Origin of the sequence: Microbacterium paraoxydans (genome assembly GCF_018224615.1) — a bacterium.
GTDB classification, from domain to species: Bacteria; Actinomycetota; Actinomycetes; order Actinomycetales; family Microbacteriaceae; genus Microbacterium; species Microbacterium paraoxydans_B.
The window spans coordinates 149,775-166,210 of record NZ_JAGTUK010000004.1 but is presented as its reverse complement, the minus strand read 5'-3'; the positions used below and the strand labels follow the sequence as shown (position 1 = coordinate 166,210).

The window sequence follows — 16,436 nt, the reverse complement described above, 5'->3', positions numbered from 1 at the left end:
TCTTATTGAGATCGAGGAGAGCGTCACCATGGATCAGCGTCCGACGCGCGTGGTGCGCCCCAGCGGGGCGCGCATCACCGGATGGATCGCCACGCTGTTCTGCGCGTTCCTCGCCGGAAGCAATGCGGCTCTCGCAACCGAGATCGGCTACCGGGTCTTCTTCCTGGCGTGCGGTTCGATGCTGGTCCTCGCGGTGATCTCGATGATCGCCCGGTGGTACCGCGACGCTCGAGCCGCAGGGAGAGAGATGGATCCGCCCGCCTAAGCTGGGCGGGTGATCATCCTCGCCGCCACCCCGATCGGAAATCTCGGCGATGCGTCGCGGCGGCTCGTGGAGGTGCTGGAGAACGCGGAGGTCGTGGTCGCGGAAGACACCCGCACCACGCAGCGTCTGCTGCAGGCGCTGCACATCGCCAACCGCCCGCGGCTGATCGCGCTGCACGACCACAACGAGAAGCAGAAGGCCGCGGAGCTCGCCGCCCTCGCGGCCGAGACCGACGTGGTGGTCATGAGCGATGCGGGTATGCCGACCGTGAGCGATCCGGGCTATGGGCTCGTGGCCGAGGCCGTCGCGCAGGGGGTCACGGTCACCGCGATCCCGGGCCCGAGCGCGGTGCTCATGGCCCTGGCGATCTCGGGTCTGCCGACCGACCGCTTCACGTTCGAGGGCTTCCTGCCCCGCAAGCCGGGGGAGCGGCGGTCGACGCTGCGGGGTCTCGCCGCGGAACCCCGCACCATGGTGTTCTTCGAGTCGCCGTCGCGGCTGGCGTCGACGCTCACCGACCTGGGCGTGGCGTTCGGCGACGACCGCCGCGTCGCGGTGTGCCGCGAGCTGACGAAGCTGTACGAGGAGGTGCGTCGCGGCACGGCGGCCGAGCTCGCCGCCTGGGCCGCGGAGGGCGTGAAGGGCGAGATCGTCGTGGTGGTCGAGGGCGCCCCGCGCCGCGAGGCCTCGCCGGAGGACGCACTGGCCCAGGTGCAGGCGCTCGTGGCCGACGGCACGCGGTTGAAGGATGCCGCCACGGAGGTCGCCAGCCAGACCGGGCTCTCCTCGCGCGACCTGTATCAGGCCGCTCTCGCCGCCCGGACGCGGTGACGGCGGGCCTATGAGCGCGGAGCGGGAGGTCGCGGCGGCCTACGATCGTCGTGCCGCGGAGTACGTGGCGCTCGTCGGTGCGGTCGAACAGCTCGACCCGCGCGACGCGGCGACCATCACGGCGTGGCGCGACACGACCACCGGGCCGCTGCTCGACGCCGGCTGCGGGCCAGGGCTGTGGACGCGATTCCTCCGCGACGGCGGCGACGGCGAACCCCGCGACGTGACCGGGGTCGACCTGTCGGGGGAGCTGCTCGCTGCGGCGCGGGAGCTCCACCCCGGGGTGCCGTTCGTGCAGGGCTCGTTCCTGGCGCTGCCGCAGGAGTCCGCCTCGCTGGGCGGGATCCTCGCGTGGCACTCCGTGATCCACACGCCGCCCGCTGAGGTTCCCGCCGTGTTCGCCGAGTTCGCGCGGGTGCTCGCCCCGGGCGGCACGCTGCTGCTGGGGTTCTTCGCGGGGGAGCCGCGGGAGCCGTTCGCGCACGCCGTGACCACCGCGTACTTCTGGAGCACTGCGGCCTTGACGCCCCTGCTCGCCGCGGCCGGTCTCACGGTCTCGTGGTCCGAGGTGCGCGGGCGCAGCGCGGGCGAGGTGAGCGCCCGTCCGCACGGCGCACTGATCGCCCGCCGCGACTGATCTACGCTGGCCTGACACCGATCCCGTCCGACCCCGACCCGCCCGGAGGAGTGCCGCCCGTGAGCAAGGCCGCGACCGTGTACGACGTCGCCGCGCACGCCGGCGTGTCGATCGCCACGGTGTCGCGGGTGCTGCGGTCGCCCGACGCCGTCCGCCCTGCGACCCGCGAACGGGTCCGGGAGGCCGTCGCGGCGCTGGGGTACGTGCCGAGCGGGAGCGCGCGCGGGCTGGCCGAGCGTCGCACGGGCGTGCTGGGGCTGTACTTCCCCGGGTTCGATGCGGCCGAGGACGCTCCCGCGCTCGACGTGCTGTCGGATCAGGGTGCCGCGGCGCCCCCCTTCACCGTGGTGGAGGGGGATGCCGAGCGCGGGGCGGCGCCGGGGTCGATGCTGTTCCTCGACGAGGTGCTCCGCGGGGCCGAGCTGGAGGCGTGGAAGCAGGGGTTCGTGCTGATGGTCGGGGTGGGCCGTGACGACCCCGATCGCTCGACCGTGCGCGACATGGCCGGCCGGGTGGACGGCCTCATGGTGCTGGCCAGCAGCGTGCCCGACGAGGTGCTGGCGCGGCTGGCGCGACGCATCCCGGTGGTGGTGCTGTCGGGTCCGCCGCGGGGTGACGACTATGACCACGTGACCGTGAGCAACGCCGAAGCGATGGGGGAGCTCACCCGGCACGTGCTCGCCCAGGTCGGCGACGGCAGGGTCGTGTTCCTCGCGGGCCCTGCGGACTCGCCGGACGGGGAGCAGCGCCGGGAGGGCGTGGTGACCGCGGTGGCGGCGTTCGGCCGGGCGGTCGACGACCTGACGGTGCTGCGGGGCGATTTCACCCGGGCGTCGGGGCGGCATGCGGGGGAGGAGCTGCTGCGCGCGGGCGAGCCCCCGGCGGCCGTGATCGCGGCGAACGACCAGATGGCGCTCGGCGTCATGGACGTGCTGCGCGGGGCGGGCGTGCGCGTGCCGGACGACGTGCTGGTGACCGGGTTCGACGGCATCGACGCCGCGGCGCTGTCGGTCCCACCGCTGACCACGATCCGCCAGCCGATGATCGAGCTGGGACGGGCGGCGGTGCAGGTGCTGGCCCGTCGACTGGAGCAGCCGGACGCCCCGCCGGTCGTGGCGCGTCTTCCGCTGCAGATCCTGCTGCGGGAGAGCTCGGCGCGCTCTGCCTGAAAACTCCGCGTCACCAGCGCGAAAGCGGGCCGGAGGCGGGGGTCTCGTGTGCTGTCGGACGCGGCGAGGCCGCCCGGAGGAGCCGTGTCAAGGGGTTGCCGAGCGTAAATGTATGCGCTTACACTCGCTCATGCGGCTTCGGCCGACGGACGCTCCGAACCCAGGAGCGCCCTTCATGACAGAGACGACATGAGGTCCCCCAGTGGCAGAGACGCACACCTTCCGACGCTGGCGCAGAGCCGCCGTCGTGGGGCTCGCGGCCGCGGCAATCGCGCTCACCGGCTGCAGCATCCAGATCAGCTCGCAGCCCGACCCCTCGATCGGCGAGGACACGATGCTGATCAACGCCGACCACGGCAACCCGTTCTTCACGAAGAACTTCAACCCCTACCTGACCAACACGCGCACCGCGTCGCGCTGGATCTACGAGCCGCTCATCCTGGTGAACCCGCTCGACGGCGAACTCAACCCCTGGCTGGCCTCCGCGTGGTCGCAGCCCGACGCGCGCACCATCGTCATGACGCTGCGCGACGGCGTCCAGTGGAGCGACGGTGAGGACTTCACCGCCGATGACGTCGCCTTCACGTTCCAGCTGCTGAAGGACGAGCCCTCCCTCGACATCAAGGGCGCGTGGCAGCACATCGACTCGATCGAGGTCGACGGCTCCGACGTGATCTTCCACCTGCAGGGGGAGGATGCCCCGTCGCTGTCGATCCTCGGCCAGACCATGATCGTGCCGGAGCACATCTGGAAGGACGTGAAGGATCCGGGTACCTGGCGCAACGAGAACCCGGTGGGCACCGGCCCGTTCGTGCTCGGCAACTACAACGACCAGCAGTACTCGATGGACCGCAACCCGGACTACTGGCAGGCCGACAAGATCGACATCGAGCACATCGTCCTCCCGGCCACCAACAGCCAGCTGGACACCGTGACCCGCGGCTACGACTGGGCGTACTCGTTCATCTCCGACGTGGAGGGCACGTGGGGCGCGGCCAGCCCGCACAACACGTGGTGGTTCCCGCCGGGCGGCGTGATCTCCCTCGTGCCGAACCTCGAGGTCGCACCGTTCGACGACGTCAACGTGCGCCGCGGCATCGCGCTCGCGCTCGACCGTGACGAGATCGCCGAGACCGCGTCGGAGGGGTACATGCAGCCCGCCGGGCAGACCGGCCTGATCCTGCCGAACCAGGAGCAGTACCTCGACCCCGAGATCCCCGACCAGGGCATGCTCGCGCAGGACGAGGACGCCGCGCTCGCCGCGTTCGCCGAGTCGGGCTACACGCTCGACGGCGACCGGCTCGTGGGGCCGGACGGCCAGCAGCTCGAGTTCTCGCTCACCACCGCCAACGGCTACTCCGACTGGACGCGCGCCGCCCAGACCGTGCAGCGCCAGCTCGGCGACATCGGCATCAAGGTCTCGCTCAAGCTGCCGCAGCCCGCCGGCTACCAGAGCGCCATCGGCAACGGCGACTTCGAGATGGCGATCGGCGGCATGGGCAACGGCGACGTGTACCAGGCGTTCAACAGCCTGCTCTCCAGCGACTTCTACGTGCCGTCCGGCGAGTCCACCACGAACAACTTCGAGCGCTACCGCTCCCCGGAGGCCGACGCGCTGCTGGCCGAGTACCGCGCCACGGTCGATCCCACGCGTCAGGCCGAGATCGTGCACGAGCTCCAGGGCATCGTGTACGACGAGCTGCCCGTGATCGGGATGTACTACGGCGGCATCTGGGGCCTGTTCAACGACGCCAAGTTCACGGGATGGCCGTCTGCCGACGACCCGTACATGATCCCGCAGAACTACGACTCGGCGCCGCTGATGATCTTCACCCACCTCACGCGAGTGAACGGAGACGACCAGTGAAGTACGTCGCCCAGAAGCTCGGCCTGTTCGTGCTGACCCTGTGGGCAGCGGTCACGCTGAACTTCTTCCTCCCGCGGATGATGCCGGGCTCGCCCGCCGACGCCGCGATCGCCAAGCTGTCGCAGAACGGACCGGTGTCCGACGCGACCCGCGCCGCCATCGAGGCCCAGCTGGGCGTGCCGACCGGATCGCTGTGGGATCAGTACGTCGCGTATCTCGGTCAGGTCGTGCGGCTCGACTTCGGCGTCTCCTACACGTTCTACCCGCAGTCGGTGTCGAGCATGGTGTCCACGGCCCTGCCATACACGCTGGGCCTGGTGGGCATCGTCACGATCCTCGCGTTCGTGATCGGCACGCTCATCGGCGTGATGGCCGCGTGGCGGCGCGGCACCTGGCTCGACTCGCTGCCCACGCTCACCGGGTCGTTCCTCAGCACGTTCCCCTACTTCTGGACCGCGCTGCTGCTGCTGTTCTTCCTCGGCTACGTGCTGCACTGGTTCCCCACCACGGGCGCCTACTCGGCCACGACCACGCCGGGGTTCACGTGGGACTTCGTCGTCGACCTCGTGCGGCACGCGTTCCTCCCCGCGCTGACGATCCTGCTCACCTCGCTCGGCGGCTGGATCATCGGCATGCGCAACGCCATGATCAACACGCTCGGCGAGGACTACATCACCTTCGGCGAGGCGAACGGGCTCCGCGGGCGCACGATCGCCCTCCGGTACGCCGCGCGCAACGCGATCCTGCCGAACCTCACCGGCTTCGGGCTCACGCTCGGCGGCGTGGTGGGCGGCTCGATCCTCGTGGAGCAGGTGTTCGGCTATCCGGGCATCGGCTACCTGCTGTTCAACGCCGTGATCGGGCAGGACTACCCGCTCATGCAGGCGCTCTTCCTGATGATCACCGTCAGCGTGCTCATCGCCAACTTCCTCGTGGACATCCTCTACGGGGTTCTCGACCCGAGGACTCGCCGATGACTACCACCATGAACGTCAAGATCCCGGCCGACCGCATCGCGGCCCCCAGCCCCTGGCGCTCCTTCGGGCGCATGGTCGGCACCCTGTGGGCGAACGGGAAGGCCAGGCTCGGCCTGTGCATCCTCGCCTTCTTCGTGCTGGTCGCGGTGTTCGCGCCGCTGCTGGCGCCCTACGGGCCGAAGGAGAACGGCTTCGAGCGCAACGCCGACGCCTCGTGGGAGCACTGGCTCGGCACGACCGCGGCGGGGGAGGACGTGCTCAGTCAGCTGATCTACGGTGCGCAGGTCAGCCTGCTCGTCGGCTTCGCCGCCGGCATCCTCTCCACGGTCGTGGCGGTGCTGATCGGGCTCAGCTGGGGCTACATGCGCGGCTTCGCCGGCGAGGTGGTCGGGTTCATCGTGAATCTGTTCCTGGTGATCCCCGGGCTGCCGCTCATGATCGTGATCGCCGCGTATCTGCAGAACGGCGGCATCCTCATGATCATCGCGGTGATCGTGGTGACCGGCTGGGCGTGGGGCGCGCGCGTGCTCCGCAGCCAGACCCAGTCGCTGCGCGGCAACGACTTCGTCACCTCGGCGCAGTTCTCCGGCGACAGCAGGGCCCGCATCGTGTTCCGCGAGATCCTGCCGAACATGACCTCGATCATCGCGGGCACGCTCTTCGGGGCGGCCACCGCGGCGATCCTGGCGGAGGCGGGCCTGGAGTTCCTCGGGCTCGGCGACTCCAGCGTCGTCAGCTGGGGCACCATGCTCTACTGGGCGCAGAACTCCAACTCGCTGCTCACCGGGCAGTGGCTGCTGCTGTTCGCCCCCGGTCTGTGCATCGCGCTGCTCGCCCTCAGCCTCACACTCATCAACTTCGGCGTGGACGGCATCTCCAATCCGCGCCTGCGGGAAGGGAAGGGCCGATGAACGCCACGGCGCACGACGACATCCTCCTCGACGTCCAGAACCTGTCCGTGGAGTACGCCTCCCCGGGGCAGCAGCCCGTGCGGGCGGTGCACGAGGTGTCGTTCACCCTGCGCCGCGGTGAGTTCGTCGGGCTGGTCGGCGAGTCCGGATCGGGCAAGTCCACGCTCGGGTTCGCGCTGACGCGGTTGCAGAAGCCCCCGGCACGCATCAGCGGCGGACGCATCCTGTTCGACGGGCGCGACATCCGCGAGCTCGACGCCGAGGGGCTGCGCCGGCAGCGGCAGGGCGGCTTCGCGATGGTGCTGCAGTCGGGCATGAACGCGCTCAACCCCGTGCGGACGGTCGGGAACCACTTCCGCGACATCTTCGCGGCGCACGGGCACGTCCCCAAGGAGCAGCGCGACGCCAGGGCCAGGGAGCTCGTGGGCAAGGTGGGCCTGAAGCCCGAGGTGCTCGACCGCTACCCCGGAGAGCTCTCCGGCGGCATGCGGCAGCGCGCCTCGATCGCCCTCGCGCTGTCGCTGGAACCGCAGCTGATGGTGTTCGACGAGCCGACGACCGCGCTCGACGTGCTCGTGCAGCACGCCGTGATGGACACGATCCAGGAGCTGCAGCGTTCCGAGCACTTCACGGCCATCCTGATCAGCCACGACCTCGGCATCGTGCTGGAGGCCACCGACCGGGTCATGGTCATGCACGAGGGACGGATCGTCGAAGACGCCCCGAGCCAGGACATCCTGCATCGCCCGCAGGACGAGTACACGCGCATGCTCCTCAGTCACTACGCCGACCCCCGTGCGGAGAAGATCGAGATCCCCGGGTTCCTCGACCTCGGCACCCGCCGTCGCGAAGGCCGCGCCCGCACCGACGTCACCGAGACGCTGCCCACCGTGTCGTCGCGCGACACCCGCCGCGCCGACGCCGCCGTCGTGCTGGAGGGTGTCACCAAGCGCTATCCGGCGCCACGGCGCGGGCAGGATCCGGTGGTCGCGGTCGACGATGTGTCGTTCCGGCTCGAGCCGGGGGAGGCCCTCGCGCTCGTGGGGGCGTCCGGCTCGGGCAAGTCCACCATCGCGAAGCTCATCACCGGGGTGGAGAAGCCGACCACGGGCACCGTCCGGTTCGGTGAGACCGACGTCGCCGCGCTGAAGCGACGGGGGCTGCGGGATCTGCGCAAGGACGTGCAGATGGTGTTCCAGGACCCGTACGCGGCGCTCAACCCGCTGCACACCGTGGAGTACGCCCTGTCGCGTCCGATCCGCAACTACACCGGGCTGCGCGGCGCCGAGGCGCGGGCGCGGGTGCTGGAGCTGCTGGAGACCGTGGGTCTCACCCCGGTCGAGCAGTTCGCGGCCAAGCTGCCGCATCAGCTCTCCGGAGGGCAGCGACAGCGGGTCGTGATCGCCAGGGCCCTCGCGAGCGATCCGCAGGTGCTGATCGCCGACGAGCCCGTGTCGATGCTCGACGTGTCGCTGCGCGCCGGAGTGCTCGCCCTGCTGGAGGACCTGCGGGAGCGGTGGGGCATCAGCATGCTCTACATCACGCACGACCTGCTGAGCGCACGGCTCGTGACCGAGAACATCCTGGTGCTCAACGGCGGCCGGGTCGTGGAGCGCGGCGAGACCGCGCACGTGCTGCAGCACCCGGAGGACCCGTACACGGTGGATCTGCTCGACGCGGTGCCCAACCCCGCGCGCGCCCGCTGACCGCACCGAGAGATCTGCAAGAAAGAGAGAGGAGCGCATCCGTGCTCGCATTCCCCGACGGCTTCCTCTGGGGCGCCGCGACCGCCGCCCACCAGGTGGAGGGCAACAACACCACGAGCAACTGGTGGGCGATGGAGCATGCCCCCGACTCGCCCATGGTGGAGCCCTCCGGCGACGCCGCCGACCACTTCCACCGCTACCCGGAGGACATGCGCCTGCTCGCCGAGGCCGGGCTGAACTCGTACCGCTTCTCGGTGGAGTGGGCGCGGATCGAGCCGGAGCGCGGCTTCGTGTCGCGGGCGATGCTCGACCACTACCGGCGGATGATCGACACGGCGCGGGAGCACGGGCTCGACCCCACGGTCACCCTGATGCACTTCACGGTGCCGCAGTGGTTCCAGCGGGACGGGTTCTGGCGCGCCGACGATGCGGTCGACCTGTTCTCGCGCTACGTGGAGACGGTGCTGCCGATCCTCGACGGCGTGCGCTACGTGTGCACGATCAACGAGCCGAACATCGCGGCGATGCTCGCGGGGGGAGAGGACGCGGCCAACCTCGTCGCGTACGGCCTGCCGAACCCCGACCTGGGGGTGGCCGACACGCTGCTGGCGGCGCACCGGCGGGCGTCCGAGATCCTGCACACCGTCTCGGGCGTGCAGGCCGGGTGGACCATCGCCACGCAGGCGTTCCACTCCACGGGCGAGCCGGGCGCCGACGAGATGCTCGCGGCCTACGGCGATCCGCGCGACCACTGGTACCTGGAGCAGTCCGCCGGCGACGACTTCGTCGGCGTGCAGGCGTACACCCGCACGTTCATCGGCCCGGAGGGTCCGCGGCCCGTCGCGGACGACGTGGAGACCACGCTGACCGGGTGGGAGTTCTTCCCGCCGGCGCTCGAGCTGGGCGTGCGCAGCGCGTGGGAGCGCAGTGGCGGCGTCCCCGTGCTCGTGACCGAGAACGGCATCGCCACGTCCGACGACACGCGCCGGATCGCCTACACGCAGGGGGCGCTGGAGGGGCTGCACCGGGCGATCGCGGACGGCATCGAGGTGCGCGGGTACCAGCACTGGAGCGCGCTCGACAACTATGAGTGGGCCAGCGGTTTCCGTCCGACGTTCGGGCTCATCGGCTTCGATCACGAGACGTTCGAGCGCTTCCCGAAGCCGTCGCTCGCGTGGCTCGGCGAGGTCGCGCGCCGCAACGGACTCTGACCGACGCACGGGCGTAACCACGGGCATGGGGGCACCTAGAATTGTCCCCATGCCCGCTGGCGAATCCTTCTACATCACCACGCCCATCTACTACCCGTCGGACGTGCCCCACATCGGTCACGGGTACACGACGGTGGCGGTCGACACGCTCGCGCGGTGGCACCGCCAGGCGGGCGACGACACCTGGATGCTCACGGGCACCGATGAGCACGGCCAGAAGATGCTGCGGGCCGCGGCGGCGAACGGCGTCACCCCGCAGGAGTGGGTCGACAAGCTGGTCAGCGAGAGCTGGTTCCCGCTGCTGAAGACGCTCGACGTCGCGAACGACGACTTCATCCGCACCACGCAGGAGCGGCACGAGACCAACGTGCAGACGTTCTTCCAGCGTCTGTACGACCGCGGGTACATCTATGCGGGCGAGTACGAGGCGCTGTACTGCGTGGGCTGCGAGGAGTTCAAGCCGGAGTCGGAGATCGTCGACGGCACGGGTCCCTTCGAGGGGCTCAAGGTGTGTGCGATCCACTCCAAGCCGCTGGAGCTGCTGCAGGAGAAGAACTACTTCTTCAAGCTGAGCGAGTTCCAGGACCGCCTGCTCGAGCTCTACAAAACCGAGCCCGACTTCGTGCGGCCCGACTCGGCGCGCAACGAGGTCGTGTCGTTCGTGAGCCAGGGCCTGAAAGACCTGTCGATCTCGCGCTCGACGTTCGACTGGGGCATCCCGCTGCCGTGGGACGAGTCGCACGTGATCTACGTGTGGGTCGACGCGCTGCTCAACTACGCCACGGCCGTCGGCTACGGCTCCGACGAGGAGACCTTCGCCCGCCGCTGGCCGGCGTACCACGTGGTGGGCAAGGACATCCTGCGCTTCCACGCCGTGATCTGGCCGGCGCTGCTGATGGCGGCCGGCCTCGACGTGCCCAAGGGCGTCTTCGCACACGGCTGGCTGCTGGTGGGCGGCGAGAAGATGTCGAAGTCGAAGCTGACCGGCATCGCCCCGACCGAGATCACCGACGTGTTCGGCTCCGACGCGTACCGCTTCTACTTCCTCTCCGCGATCGCGTTCGGCCAGGACGGCTCGTTCTCCTGGGAAGACCTGTCGGCGCGCTACCAGGCGGAGCTCGCGAACGGGTTCGGCAACCTCGCCTCGCGCACGACCGCGATGATCGAGAAGTACTTCGAGGGGGTCGTGCCGCCCGCGGCCGAGTACACCGAGCAGGACCTCGCGATCCAGAAGATCGTGGCGGATGCCGCGACCAGGGCCGACGCCGCGGTGGAGCAGTTCCGTCTCGACGAGGCGATCTCCGCGATCTGGACCATCGTCGACGCGCTCAACGGTTACATCACCGAGAACGAGCCGTGGGCGCTGGCCCGCGACGAGGAGAAGCGCGAGCGCCTGGGCACGGTGCTGTACACGTGCGCCGAGGGCCTTCGGGCGCTGGCCGTGCTGCTGTCGCCGGTCATGCCGCAGTCCACGGAGAAGCTGTGGATCGCGCTGGGCGCCGCCGAGACGCTGGGTCGTCTGCAGGACCAGCCCATCCGTGACGCGGGGGCGTGGGGCGTGCTGAAGCCGGGCACGAGCGTGAACGGCCTCGCGCCGCTGTTCCCGCGCGTGGAGTCCACGGCCTGACCCATGGCCGACACGTACGTGCGCGAGCGCTCGGGCGACGGGCGGAAGGATCTGCGCTATCCCGCCGCGCCCGAGCCGCTGCGCGTGCCGGTGTACGACAACCACGCGCACCTGGAGATCCTCGACGGCGATGAGCCGCTCGGCCTCACGGAGCAGCTCGACCGGGCGGAGGCCGTGGGCATCGCGGGGGTCGTGCAGGCGTCGGGCGACATCGAGTCGTCGCGCTGGGCGGTCGAGGCGGCGGCCTCGGATCCGCGGGTGCTCGCGGCGGTGGCGATCCATCCGAACGATGCCCCCGCCTATGCCGAGGAGGGGCGCCTGGACGAGGCGATCGCGGTGATCGACGAGCTCGCGGCGCACCCGCGCACGCGGGCCATCGGCGAGACCGGGCTCGACTTCTTCCGCACGGAACCGGAGCGCCGCGGCGCGCAGTTCGAGTCGTTCGAGGCGCACATCGCGCTGGCGAAGAAGCACGGCATCGCGATGCAGATCCACGACAGGGACGCGCACGACGCGGTGCTCGAGACCCTGTCCCGCGTCGGTGCCCCCGAGCGCACGGTGTTCCACTGCTTCTCGGGCGATGCCGCGATGGCCAGGGTGTGCGCCGATGCGGGCTACCACCTGTCGTTCGCGGGCAACGTCACGTTCAAGAACGCGCAGAACCTGCGGGACGCCCTGAAGGTCACGCCGCTGGACCGCCTGCTGGTGGAGACGGACGCGCCGTTCCTCACGCCGACGCCGCTGCGCGGACGCCCGAACGCCCCGTACCTCGTGCCGATCACGGTGCGCTTCCTCGCGGCCGAGCTCGACCTCCCGGTGGACGAGCTGTCCGCGCAGCTCGCCGAGAACACCCTCCGCGTCTACGGTTCCTTCACCGACTGAGCGTCGACGTCGTCCGGTCCGGTCTGGGCGACGGGCTTCGCGCTGACGATCTGCGAGATCGGCCGCCACACCAGCAGCAGCGTGAGCGCCGCCCCGCCGAACGCGAACCACCAGGGCGCGGTGAGGCCCCACACCTGGGCGATCACGCCGCCGAGGGCCTGGCCGACGATCATGCCGCCGAACACCCCGACCATGTTGACCGAGGCGACGCGCCCCTGCAGCTCGGCCGGCACGAGGCGCTGGCGCACCGTGGTGGAGATCGTCCCCCACACGAACGCGTAGGCGCCGAAGAAGAACATGATGATCAGCGCCACCCATCCGGCCGTGGTGAGCGCGAACGCCAGGTGCATGAGCACCTCCAGCGACAGCACGATGCGCATGAGCGTCGCGAACGACACGTGCCGCTCGAGCCATCCGAAGCTGAACGTCGCCAGGATGCCGCCCGCCGCGGAGGCCGTGGTCAGGGCGCCGTAGCCGACCGCGCCCATGCGCAGGTGCTCGGTGGCGTAGAGCACCAGCACCCCCCACGGCGCCGCCCACGTGACGTTGAACACGAGGATGATGAGCACGAGCATGCGCACGGGCGGGTTGCGCCACAGCCAGCGCAGTCCCTCGGCGATGTCGGTGTGCACGGGCGGGTGCGCGGCGGTGTCGGCCCGGGGCGGCACGGGGGTGCGGGCCATGCGCGAGATGAGCACGACCGCCAGCGTGACGCACAGCACCTCGAGCAGGAACGGCCACGCGTGACCCGCGGCGAACAGGAACGCCCCGAGCGGTGGCCCCGCGAACTGGTTGGCCACGAGGTATCCGGCCTGCAGCCGGGCGTTGCCGACGCCGAGGTCGTCCGGCTTCACGATCATCGGCAGCAGGGTGCTGCTGGTGGTGTCGACGAACACCTCGGCCGTGCCGTAGAGGAACGCCACGGCGAGCACGACCGCGATGTTCGCGACCCCGGTGACGAGGAACACGCACAGGGCGGCGAGCACGACCGCCCTCGTGGCATTCGCGATCATGACGAGGCGCCGCCGGTCGAAGCGGTCGGCGATGGCTCCCGCGTGCAGCCCGAACAGCAGCCACGGGAGGAACTGGAGGATCGCGCCGGAGGCGACCAGGATCGGCGACGAGGTCAGCGACGCGATGAGCAGGGGAGCGGCGGCCAGCGCCACACCGTCGCCGATGTTGCTCGTCCACGACGACGCGAGCAGCCACCGGAAGTCCCTGCCCATGCGCCGCGGAGCGATCAGTTCACCGAGGGAGGGCATCACCGCAGGATAGCGAGTGCCGGCGACGCTCGGGGTTTCGGCGAGAATGGACGCATGACCGTCACCCTGCTCGGAGCCGCCGAGATCCGCCGTCTGGCCGCCGAGCTCGATGTCACCCCCACCAAGAAGCTCGGGCAGAACTTCGTGGTCGACGCCAACACCGTGCGCAAGATCGTGCAGGCCGCGCGCGTGCAGCCGGGGGAGCGCGTGGTCGAGGTCGGCCCGGGTCTCGGCTCGCTCACCCTCGCGATCCTGGAGGCGGGGGCGGCGGTCACGGCCGTGGAGATCGATCACCGTCTCGCCGCCCGTCTTCCGCAGACCGCGGCCGAGCACGGGGTGGCCGACGGCCTGCTCACGGTCGTCGATGCCGATGCCCTGCGGGTGACGGAGCTTCCCGGCGAGCCGGGCGTGCTGGTGGCGAACCTGCCGTACAACGTGTCGGTTCCCGTGCTGCTGCACTTCCTGGAGACGTTCCCGTACCTGCAGCGCGGTGTCGTGATGGTGCAGGCCGAGGTGGCCGAGCGGCTGGCGGCGAAGCCCGGGTCGAAGATCTACGGCTCCCCGAGCGTGAAGGCCGCCTGGTACGGCGACTGGCGGCTCACCGGCACCGTGTCCCGCCAGGTGTTCTGGCCGGTGCCGAACGTGGACAGCCTCCTGGTCGCTTTCGACCGCGCCCAGGGAGAGCGGGGGTCCGCGGAGGAGCGGCGCCGCACGTTCACGATCGTCGACGCCGCGTTCAACCAGCGCCGGAAGATGCTGCGCCAGGCGCTGTCCGGCGTGTTCGGCAGCTCGGCGGCCGCGACGGAGGCGCTGGTCGCCGCCGGGGTCGCTCCGACGGCCAGGGGCGAAGACCTCACGGTCGACGACTACCAGCGCATCGCGCAGCACGCGCCCGTCGCCTGAGGCCCGAGCGTCACCCCGCCACCGGGCTCCCGCTGCGGCGCGGGAACCCGGCGGTGCTCCGTCAGACGGCCCGCGCGGGGCTCAGGCGCCGGAGGGGATCTCGGTCAGCACGCGGTCGTGCAGCGGCTGCACCGGTCGGTGGTTGTCCGGATACACGTCGGTGAACGCGGCGAGCTCCTCCGACGACACGGTCACCGGGTTGAGGTAGACGTTCCATCGCACGCCCTCCGTGCACGGCGGCGTGGTGAGCGAGCCGTCGTACTGCACGCTCAGGCCGTCCGCCGGGATCAGTGCGGTCGGGTCGATCTCGTGGCGCAGCGGCGTGCCCTTCTCGCTCACCGTCGTCGTGATCGAGGAGAAGAACTCGTCGAGGGCCGTGTTCTCCGGTCCGGCCTGCAGCATCACACCGAGGACGAGCATCGAGCCGTCGTCGGCCTTGTGCACCAGGTGCAGCTCGGCGGGAGCGGTGCGCCCGTCGATCGTGTGCTCGCTGCTCGCGTGCAGGTGGAACTGCTGCAGGTCGTACCTCTTCCCGTCGACCTCGACCGAGTTGGCCGCCGTGTCCTCGGGGATCGCCTCGATCGTGTGGCCGTTGTTCTCGATGTCGAACGCCGCGGCGGTGTAGTGCGTCACGACCCTCTGGTCGGCGGTGCCGGTCTGCACGCTCGACGTGTCGATCGCGATGGGCGACTCGTGGGAGCTGTCGACGTTCTCGCACGCGGCGCCGAACGCCCCCCAGTGCTCCGGGCCGTTGGCACCGCGGTACGACCAGTCGGCGTGGGCGGAGGAGCCGGGGGAGGGGGAGGCGGACGACGCGGACGCGGCCGGTTTCGTGGCGGCCGGGGCACACCCGGCGAGGGCACCGACCGCGAGGGCGGCGGCGGACAGGGCGAGAGCGGGGCGGATCTTCATGATGTTCCTTCGGAGAGTGCGGCGCGCGGTGCAGGCACAGCGGATCGCCGCGCGCCACACCGCGACACCGTCGGGCCGAGGCCCTGGTGAACTGCGGGAGCGCTCGGACGGCCAGTTGTCACTGCCCCGCGGCGTCCGAGCGGCATGAGTGTAGGCGACGAAACCCGGAGATGCCCGTGGCGTCGCACCGCCCGGTAATCTGGCACCGTGACCGACTCCCCCCGCTTCCGTCCCGATGTTCCCGAGCTCCACCGCCCGTATGCCGCCGACGAGGGCCGCTACGGACGGTTCGACTACCGCCAGGTGGGGTCGTCCGGGCTGTACCTGCCGCCGATCTCGCTGGGCCTGTGGTGGAACTTCGGCGACAACATCCCGCTCGACAACCAGCGCGCGCTGCTGCGCCACGCGTTCGACGGGGGCATCACGCATTTCGACCTGGCGAACAACTACGGTCCGCCCTACGGCTCCGCCGAGAAGAACTTCGGCCGCATCTTCGCGGAGGACTTCCGCCCGTACCGCGACGAGCTCATCATCTCGTCCAAGGCGGGCTGGGACATGTGGCCGGGGCCCTACGGCGACTACGCGAGCCGCAAGTACATCCTGGCCAGCGCCGAGCAGTCGCTCACGCGCATGGGGCTCGACTACGTCGACATCTTCTACTCCCACCGCGTCGACCCGGTCACCCCGGTCGCCGAGACGGTCGCCGCGCTCGACACGCTCGTGCGGCAGGGCAAGGCGCTCTACGTGGGCATCTCGTCGTACAGCGCCGAGCGCACCGCCGAGGCGGTGGCCGTGGCGCGCGAGCTCGGCACCCCGCTGGTGATCCACCAGCCCGCCTACTCGATCCTCAACCGCTGGATCGAGGATGGGCTCACGCAGACGCTGGAGGAATCGGGCCTCGGCGCGATCGCCTTCACCCCGCTCGCGCAGGGCCTGCTCACCGACAAGTATCTGAGCGACGGCACGGCCGACCGTGCGCAGCAGCGCGGTTCGCTCCCGAAGGGGAAGCTGAGCGACGAGGCCGTGCAGACGCTGCGGGCGCTGAACGACGTGGCGAAGGGCCGTGGGCAGTCGCTCGCGCAGCTGGCGCTGCAGTGGACGCTGCGCACGCCCGTCGTGGCGTCGGCGCTGATCGGCGCCTCCCGCCCCGAGCAGCTCGACGAGAACCTCGCGGCGCTCGACGGTCCCGAGTTCACCGCGGAGGAGCTCGCCCGCATCGACGAGCTCTCCGGAGGGATCGACGTGAACCTCTGGGCCACCTCGTCGGATCTGTGAC

Annotated in this window: 15 protein-coding genes; 13 read left to right on the top strand and 2 right to left on the bottom strand. The window is 70.5% G+C overall.

Features of this window, described 5'->3' with window-relative positions:
* Nucleotides 1-28 precede the first annotated feature (28 nt).
* The 11 genes from KE274_RS15250 to KE274_RS15200 all read left to right on the top strand — a co-directional run bounded on the left by KE274_RS15250 (nucleotide 29) and on the right by KE274_RS15200 (nucleotide 12,083).
* Entirely contained in the window at nucleotides 29-265 is a 237-nt protein-coding gene (locus KE274_RS15250) for a hypothetical protein (protein ID WP_211545248.1), read from the top strand.
* A 9-nt stretch (nucleotides 266-274) separates the two neighbouring features.
* Nucleotides 275-1,096, top strand: coding sequence for a 16S rRNA (cytidine(1402)-2'-O)-methyltransferase (gene rsmI / locus KE274_RS15245; protein WP_211545247.1), 822 nt, complete (start codon nucleotides 275-277; stop codon nucleotides 1,094-1,096).
* 10 nt (nucleotides 1,097-1,106) lie between these two features.
* Nucleotides 1,107-1,733, top strand: coding sequence for a class I SAM-dependent methyltransferase (locus KE274_RS15240; protein ID WP_211545245.1), 627 nt, complete (start codon nucleotides 1,107-1,109; stop codon nucleotides 1,731-1,733).
* Nucleotides 1,734-1,792: 59 nt separating this feature from the next.
* The gene (locus KE274_RS15235) at nucleotides 1,793-2,902 is read left to right on the top strand and encodes a LacI family DNA-binding transcriptional regulator (RefSeq protein ID WP_211545242.1); all 1,110 of its coding nucleotides are present in this window, start codon (nucleotides 1,793-1,795) and stop codon (nucleotides 2,900-2,902) included.
* Between the two features lie 202 nt (nucleotides 2,903-3,104).
* On the top strand, nucleotides 3,105-4,769 hold the full coding sequence (locus tag KE274_RS15230) for an ABC transporter substrate-binding protein (protein ID WP_211545240.1): 1,665 nt from the start codon (nucleotides 3,105-3,107) through the stop codon (nucleotides 4,767-4,769).
* Nucleotides 4,766-5,746 carry an ABC transporter permease gene (locus KE274_RS15225; protein ID WP_211545238.1) on the top strand — a complete coding sequence of 327 codons (981 nt, stop codon included), beginning with the start codon at nucleotides 4,766-4,768 and terminating at the stop codon, nucleotides 5,744-5,746. The genes KE274_RS15230 and KE274_RS15225 overlap by 4 nt, the downstream gene beginning before the upstream one ends.
* On the top strand, nucleotides 5,743-6,657 hold the full coding sequence (locus KE274_RS15220) for an ABC transporter permease (RefSeq protein ID WP_211545235.1): 915 nt from the start codon (nucleotides 5,743-5,745) through the stop codon (nucleotides 6,655-6,657). The genes KE274_RS15225 and KE274_RS15220 overlap by 4 nt, the downstream gene beginning before the upstream one ends.
* Nucleotides 6,654-8,363, top strand: coding sequence for an ABC transporter ATP-binding protein (locus KE274_RS15215; protein ID WP_211545234.1), 1,710 nt, complete (start codon nucleotides 6,654-6,656; stop codon nucleotides 8,361-8,363). Before KE274_RS15220 ends, KE274_RS15215 begins: the two co-directional genes overlap by 4 nt.
* A gap of 41 nt (nucleotides 8,364-8,404) precedes the next feature.
* Complete coding sequence (locus tag KE274_RS15210; RefSeq protein ID WP_211545232.1) at nucleotides 8,405-9,574, top strand: glycoside hydrolase family 1 protein; 1,170 nt, start codon at nucleotides 8,405-8,407, stop codon at nucleotides 9,572-9,574.
* A gap of 49 nt (nucleotides 9,575-9,623) precedes the next feature.
* Nucleotides 9,624-11,201 carry a methionine--tRNA ligase gene (gene metG, locus KE274_RS15205; protein WP_211545229.1) on the top strand — a complete coding sequence of 526 codons (1,578 nt, stop codon included), beginning with the start codon at nucleotides 9,624-9,626 and terminating at the stop codon, nucleotides 11,199-11,201.
* A gap of 3 nt (nucleotides 11,202-11,204) precedes the next feature.
* Entirely contained in the window at nucleotides 11,205-12,083 is an 879-nt protein-coding gene (locus KE274_RS15200) for a TatD family hydrolase (RefSeq protein ID WP_211545227.1), read from the top strand.
* On the opposite strand, the gene KE274_RS15195 is transcribed toward KE274_RS15200, so the two are convergent.
* Nucleotides 12,062-13,345 carry an MFS transporter gene (locus tag KE274_RS15195; RefSeq protein WP_211545225.1) on the bottom strand — a complete coding sequence of 428 codons (1,284 nt, stop codon included), beginning with the start codon at nucleotides 13,343-13,345 and terminating at the stop codon, nucleotides 12,062-12,064. The two genes, KE274_RS15200 and KE274_RS15195, sit on opposite strands and share 22 nt — an antisense overlap.
* A 54-nt stretch (nucleotides 13,346-13,399) precedes the next feature.
* Here KE274_RS15195 and rsmA point away from each other — a divergent pair, with 54 nt between their 5' ends.
* Nucleotides 13,400-14,248: a 16S rRNA (adenine(1518)-N(6)/adenine(1519)-N(6))-dimethyltransferase RsmA gene (rsmA, locus tag KE274_RS15190; RefSeq protein ID WP_211545223.1), complete on the top strand. Its 849-nt coding sequence runs from the start codon at nucleotides 13,400-13,402 to the stop codon at nucleotides 14,246-14,248.
* A gap of 81 nt (nucleotides 14,249-14,329) precedes the next feature.
* Here rsmA and KE274_RS15185 read toward each other — a convergent pair whose 3' ends face one another.
* Nucleotides 14,330-15,160 (bottom strand): carbonic anhydrase, encoded by an 831-nt coding sequence (locus KE274_RS15185; protein ID WP_211545221.1) that lies wholly within the window; start codon nucleotides 15,158-15,160, stop codon nucleotides 14,330-14,332.
* Nucleotides 15,161-15,367: 207 nt separating this feature from the next.
* Here KE274_RS15185 and mgrA point away from each other — a divergent pair, with 207 nt between their 5' ends.
* Complete coding sequence (mgrA, locus tag KE274_RS15180; protein WP_211545219.1) at nucleotides 15,368-16,435, top strand: L-glyceraldehyde 3-phosphate reductase; 1,068 nt, start codon at nucleotides 15,368-15,370, stop codon at nucleotides 16,433-16,435.
* The last annotated feature ends 1 nt before the right edge of the window (nucleotide 16,436 follow it).

Excerpts from the sequence above, each read along its gene's own strand:
- KE274_RS15250 (WP_211545248.1), top strand. The coding sequence starts at position 29 with ATGGATCAGCGTCCGACGCGCGTGGTGCGCCCCAGCGGGGCGCGCATC.
- KE274_RS15195 (WP_211545225.1), bottom strand. The coding sequence starts at position 13,345 with ATGCCCTCCCTCGGTGAACTGATCGCTCCGCGGCGCATGGGCAGGGAC.
- KE274_RS15200 (WP_211545227.1), top strand. The coding sequence starts at position 11,205 with ATGGCCGACACGTACGTGCGCGAGCGCTCGGGCGACGGGCGGAAGGAT.
- KE274_RS15220 (WP_211545235.1), top strand. The coding sequence starts at position 5,743 with ATGACTACCACCATGAACGTCAAGATCCCGGCCGACCGCATCGCGGCC.
- KE274_RS15185 (WP_211545221.1), bottom strand. The coding sequence starts at position 15,160 with ATGAAGATCCGCCCCGCTCTCGCCCTGTCCGCCGCCGCCCTCGCGGTC.
- KE274_RS15215 (WP_211545234.1), top strand. The coding sequence starts at position 6,654 with ATGAACGCCACGGCGCACGACGACATCCTCCTCGACGTCCAGAACCTG.
- metG (WP_211545229.1), top strand. The coding sequence starts at position 9,624 with ATGCCCGCTGGCGAATCCTTCTACATCACCACGCCCATCTACTACCCG.
- rsmA (WP_211545223.1), top strand. The coding sequence starts at position 13,400 with ATGACCGTCACCCTGCTCGGAGCCGCCGAGATCCGCCGTCTGGCCGCC.
- KE274_RS15240 (WP_211545245.1), top strand. The coding sequence starts at position 1,107 with ATGAGCGCGGAGCGGGAGGTCGCGGCGGCCTACGATCGTCGTGCCGCG.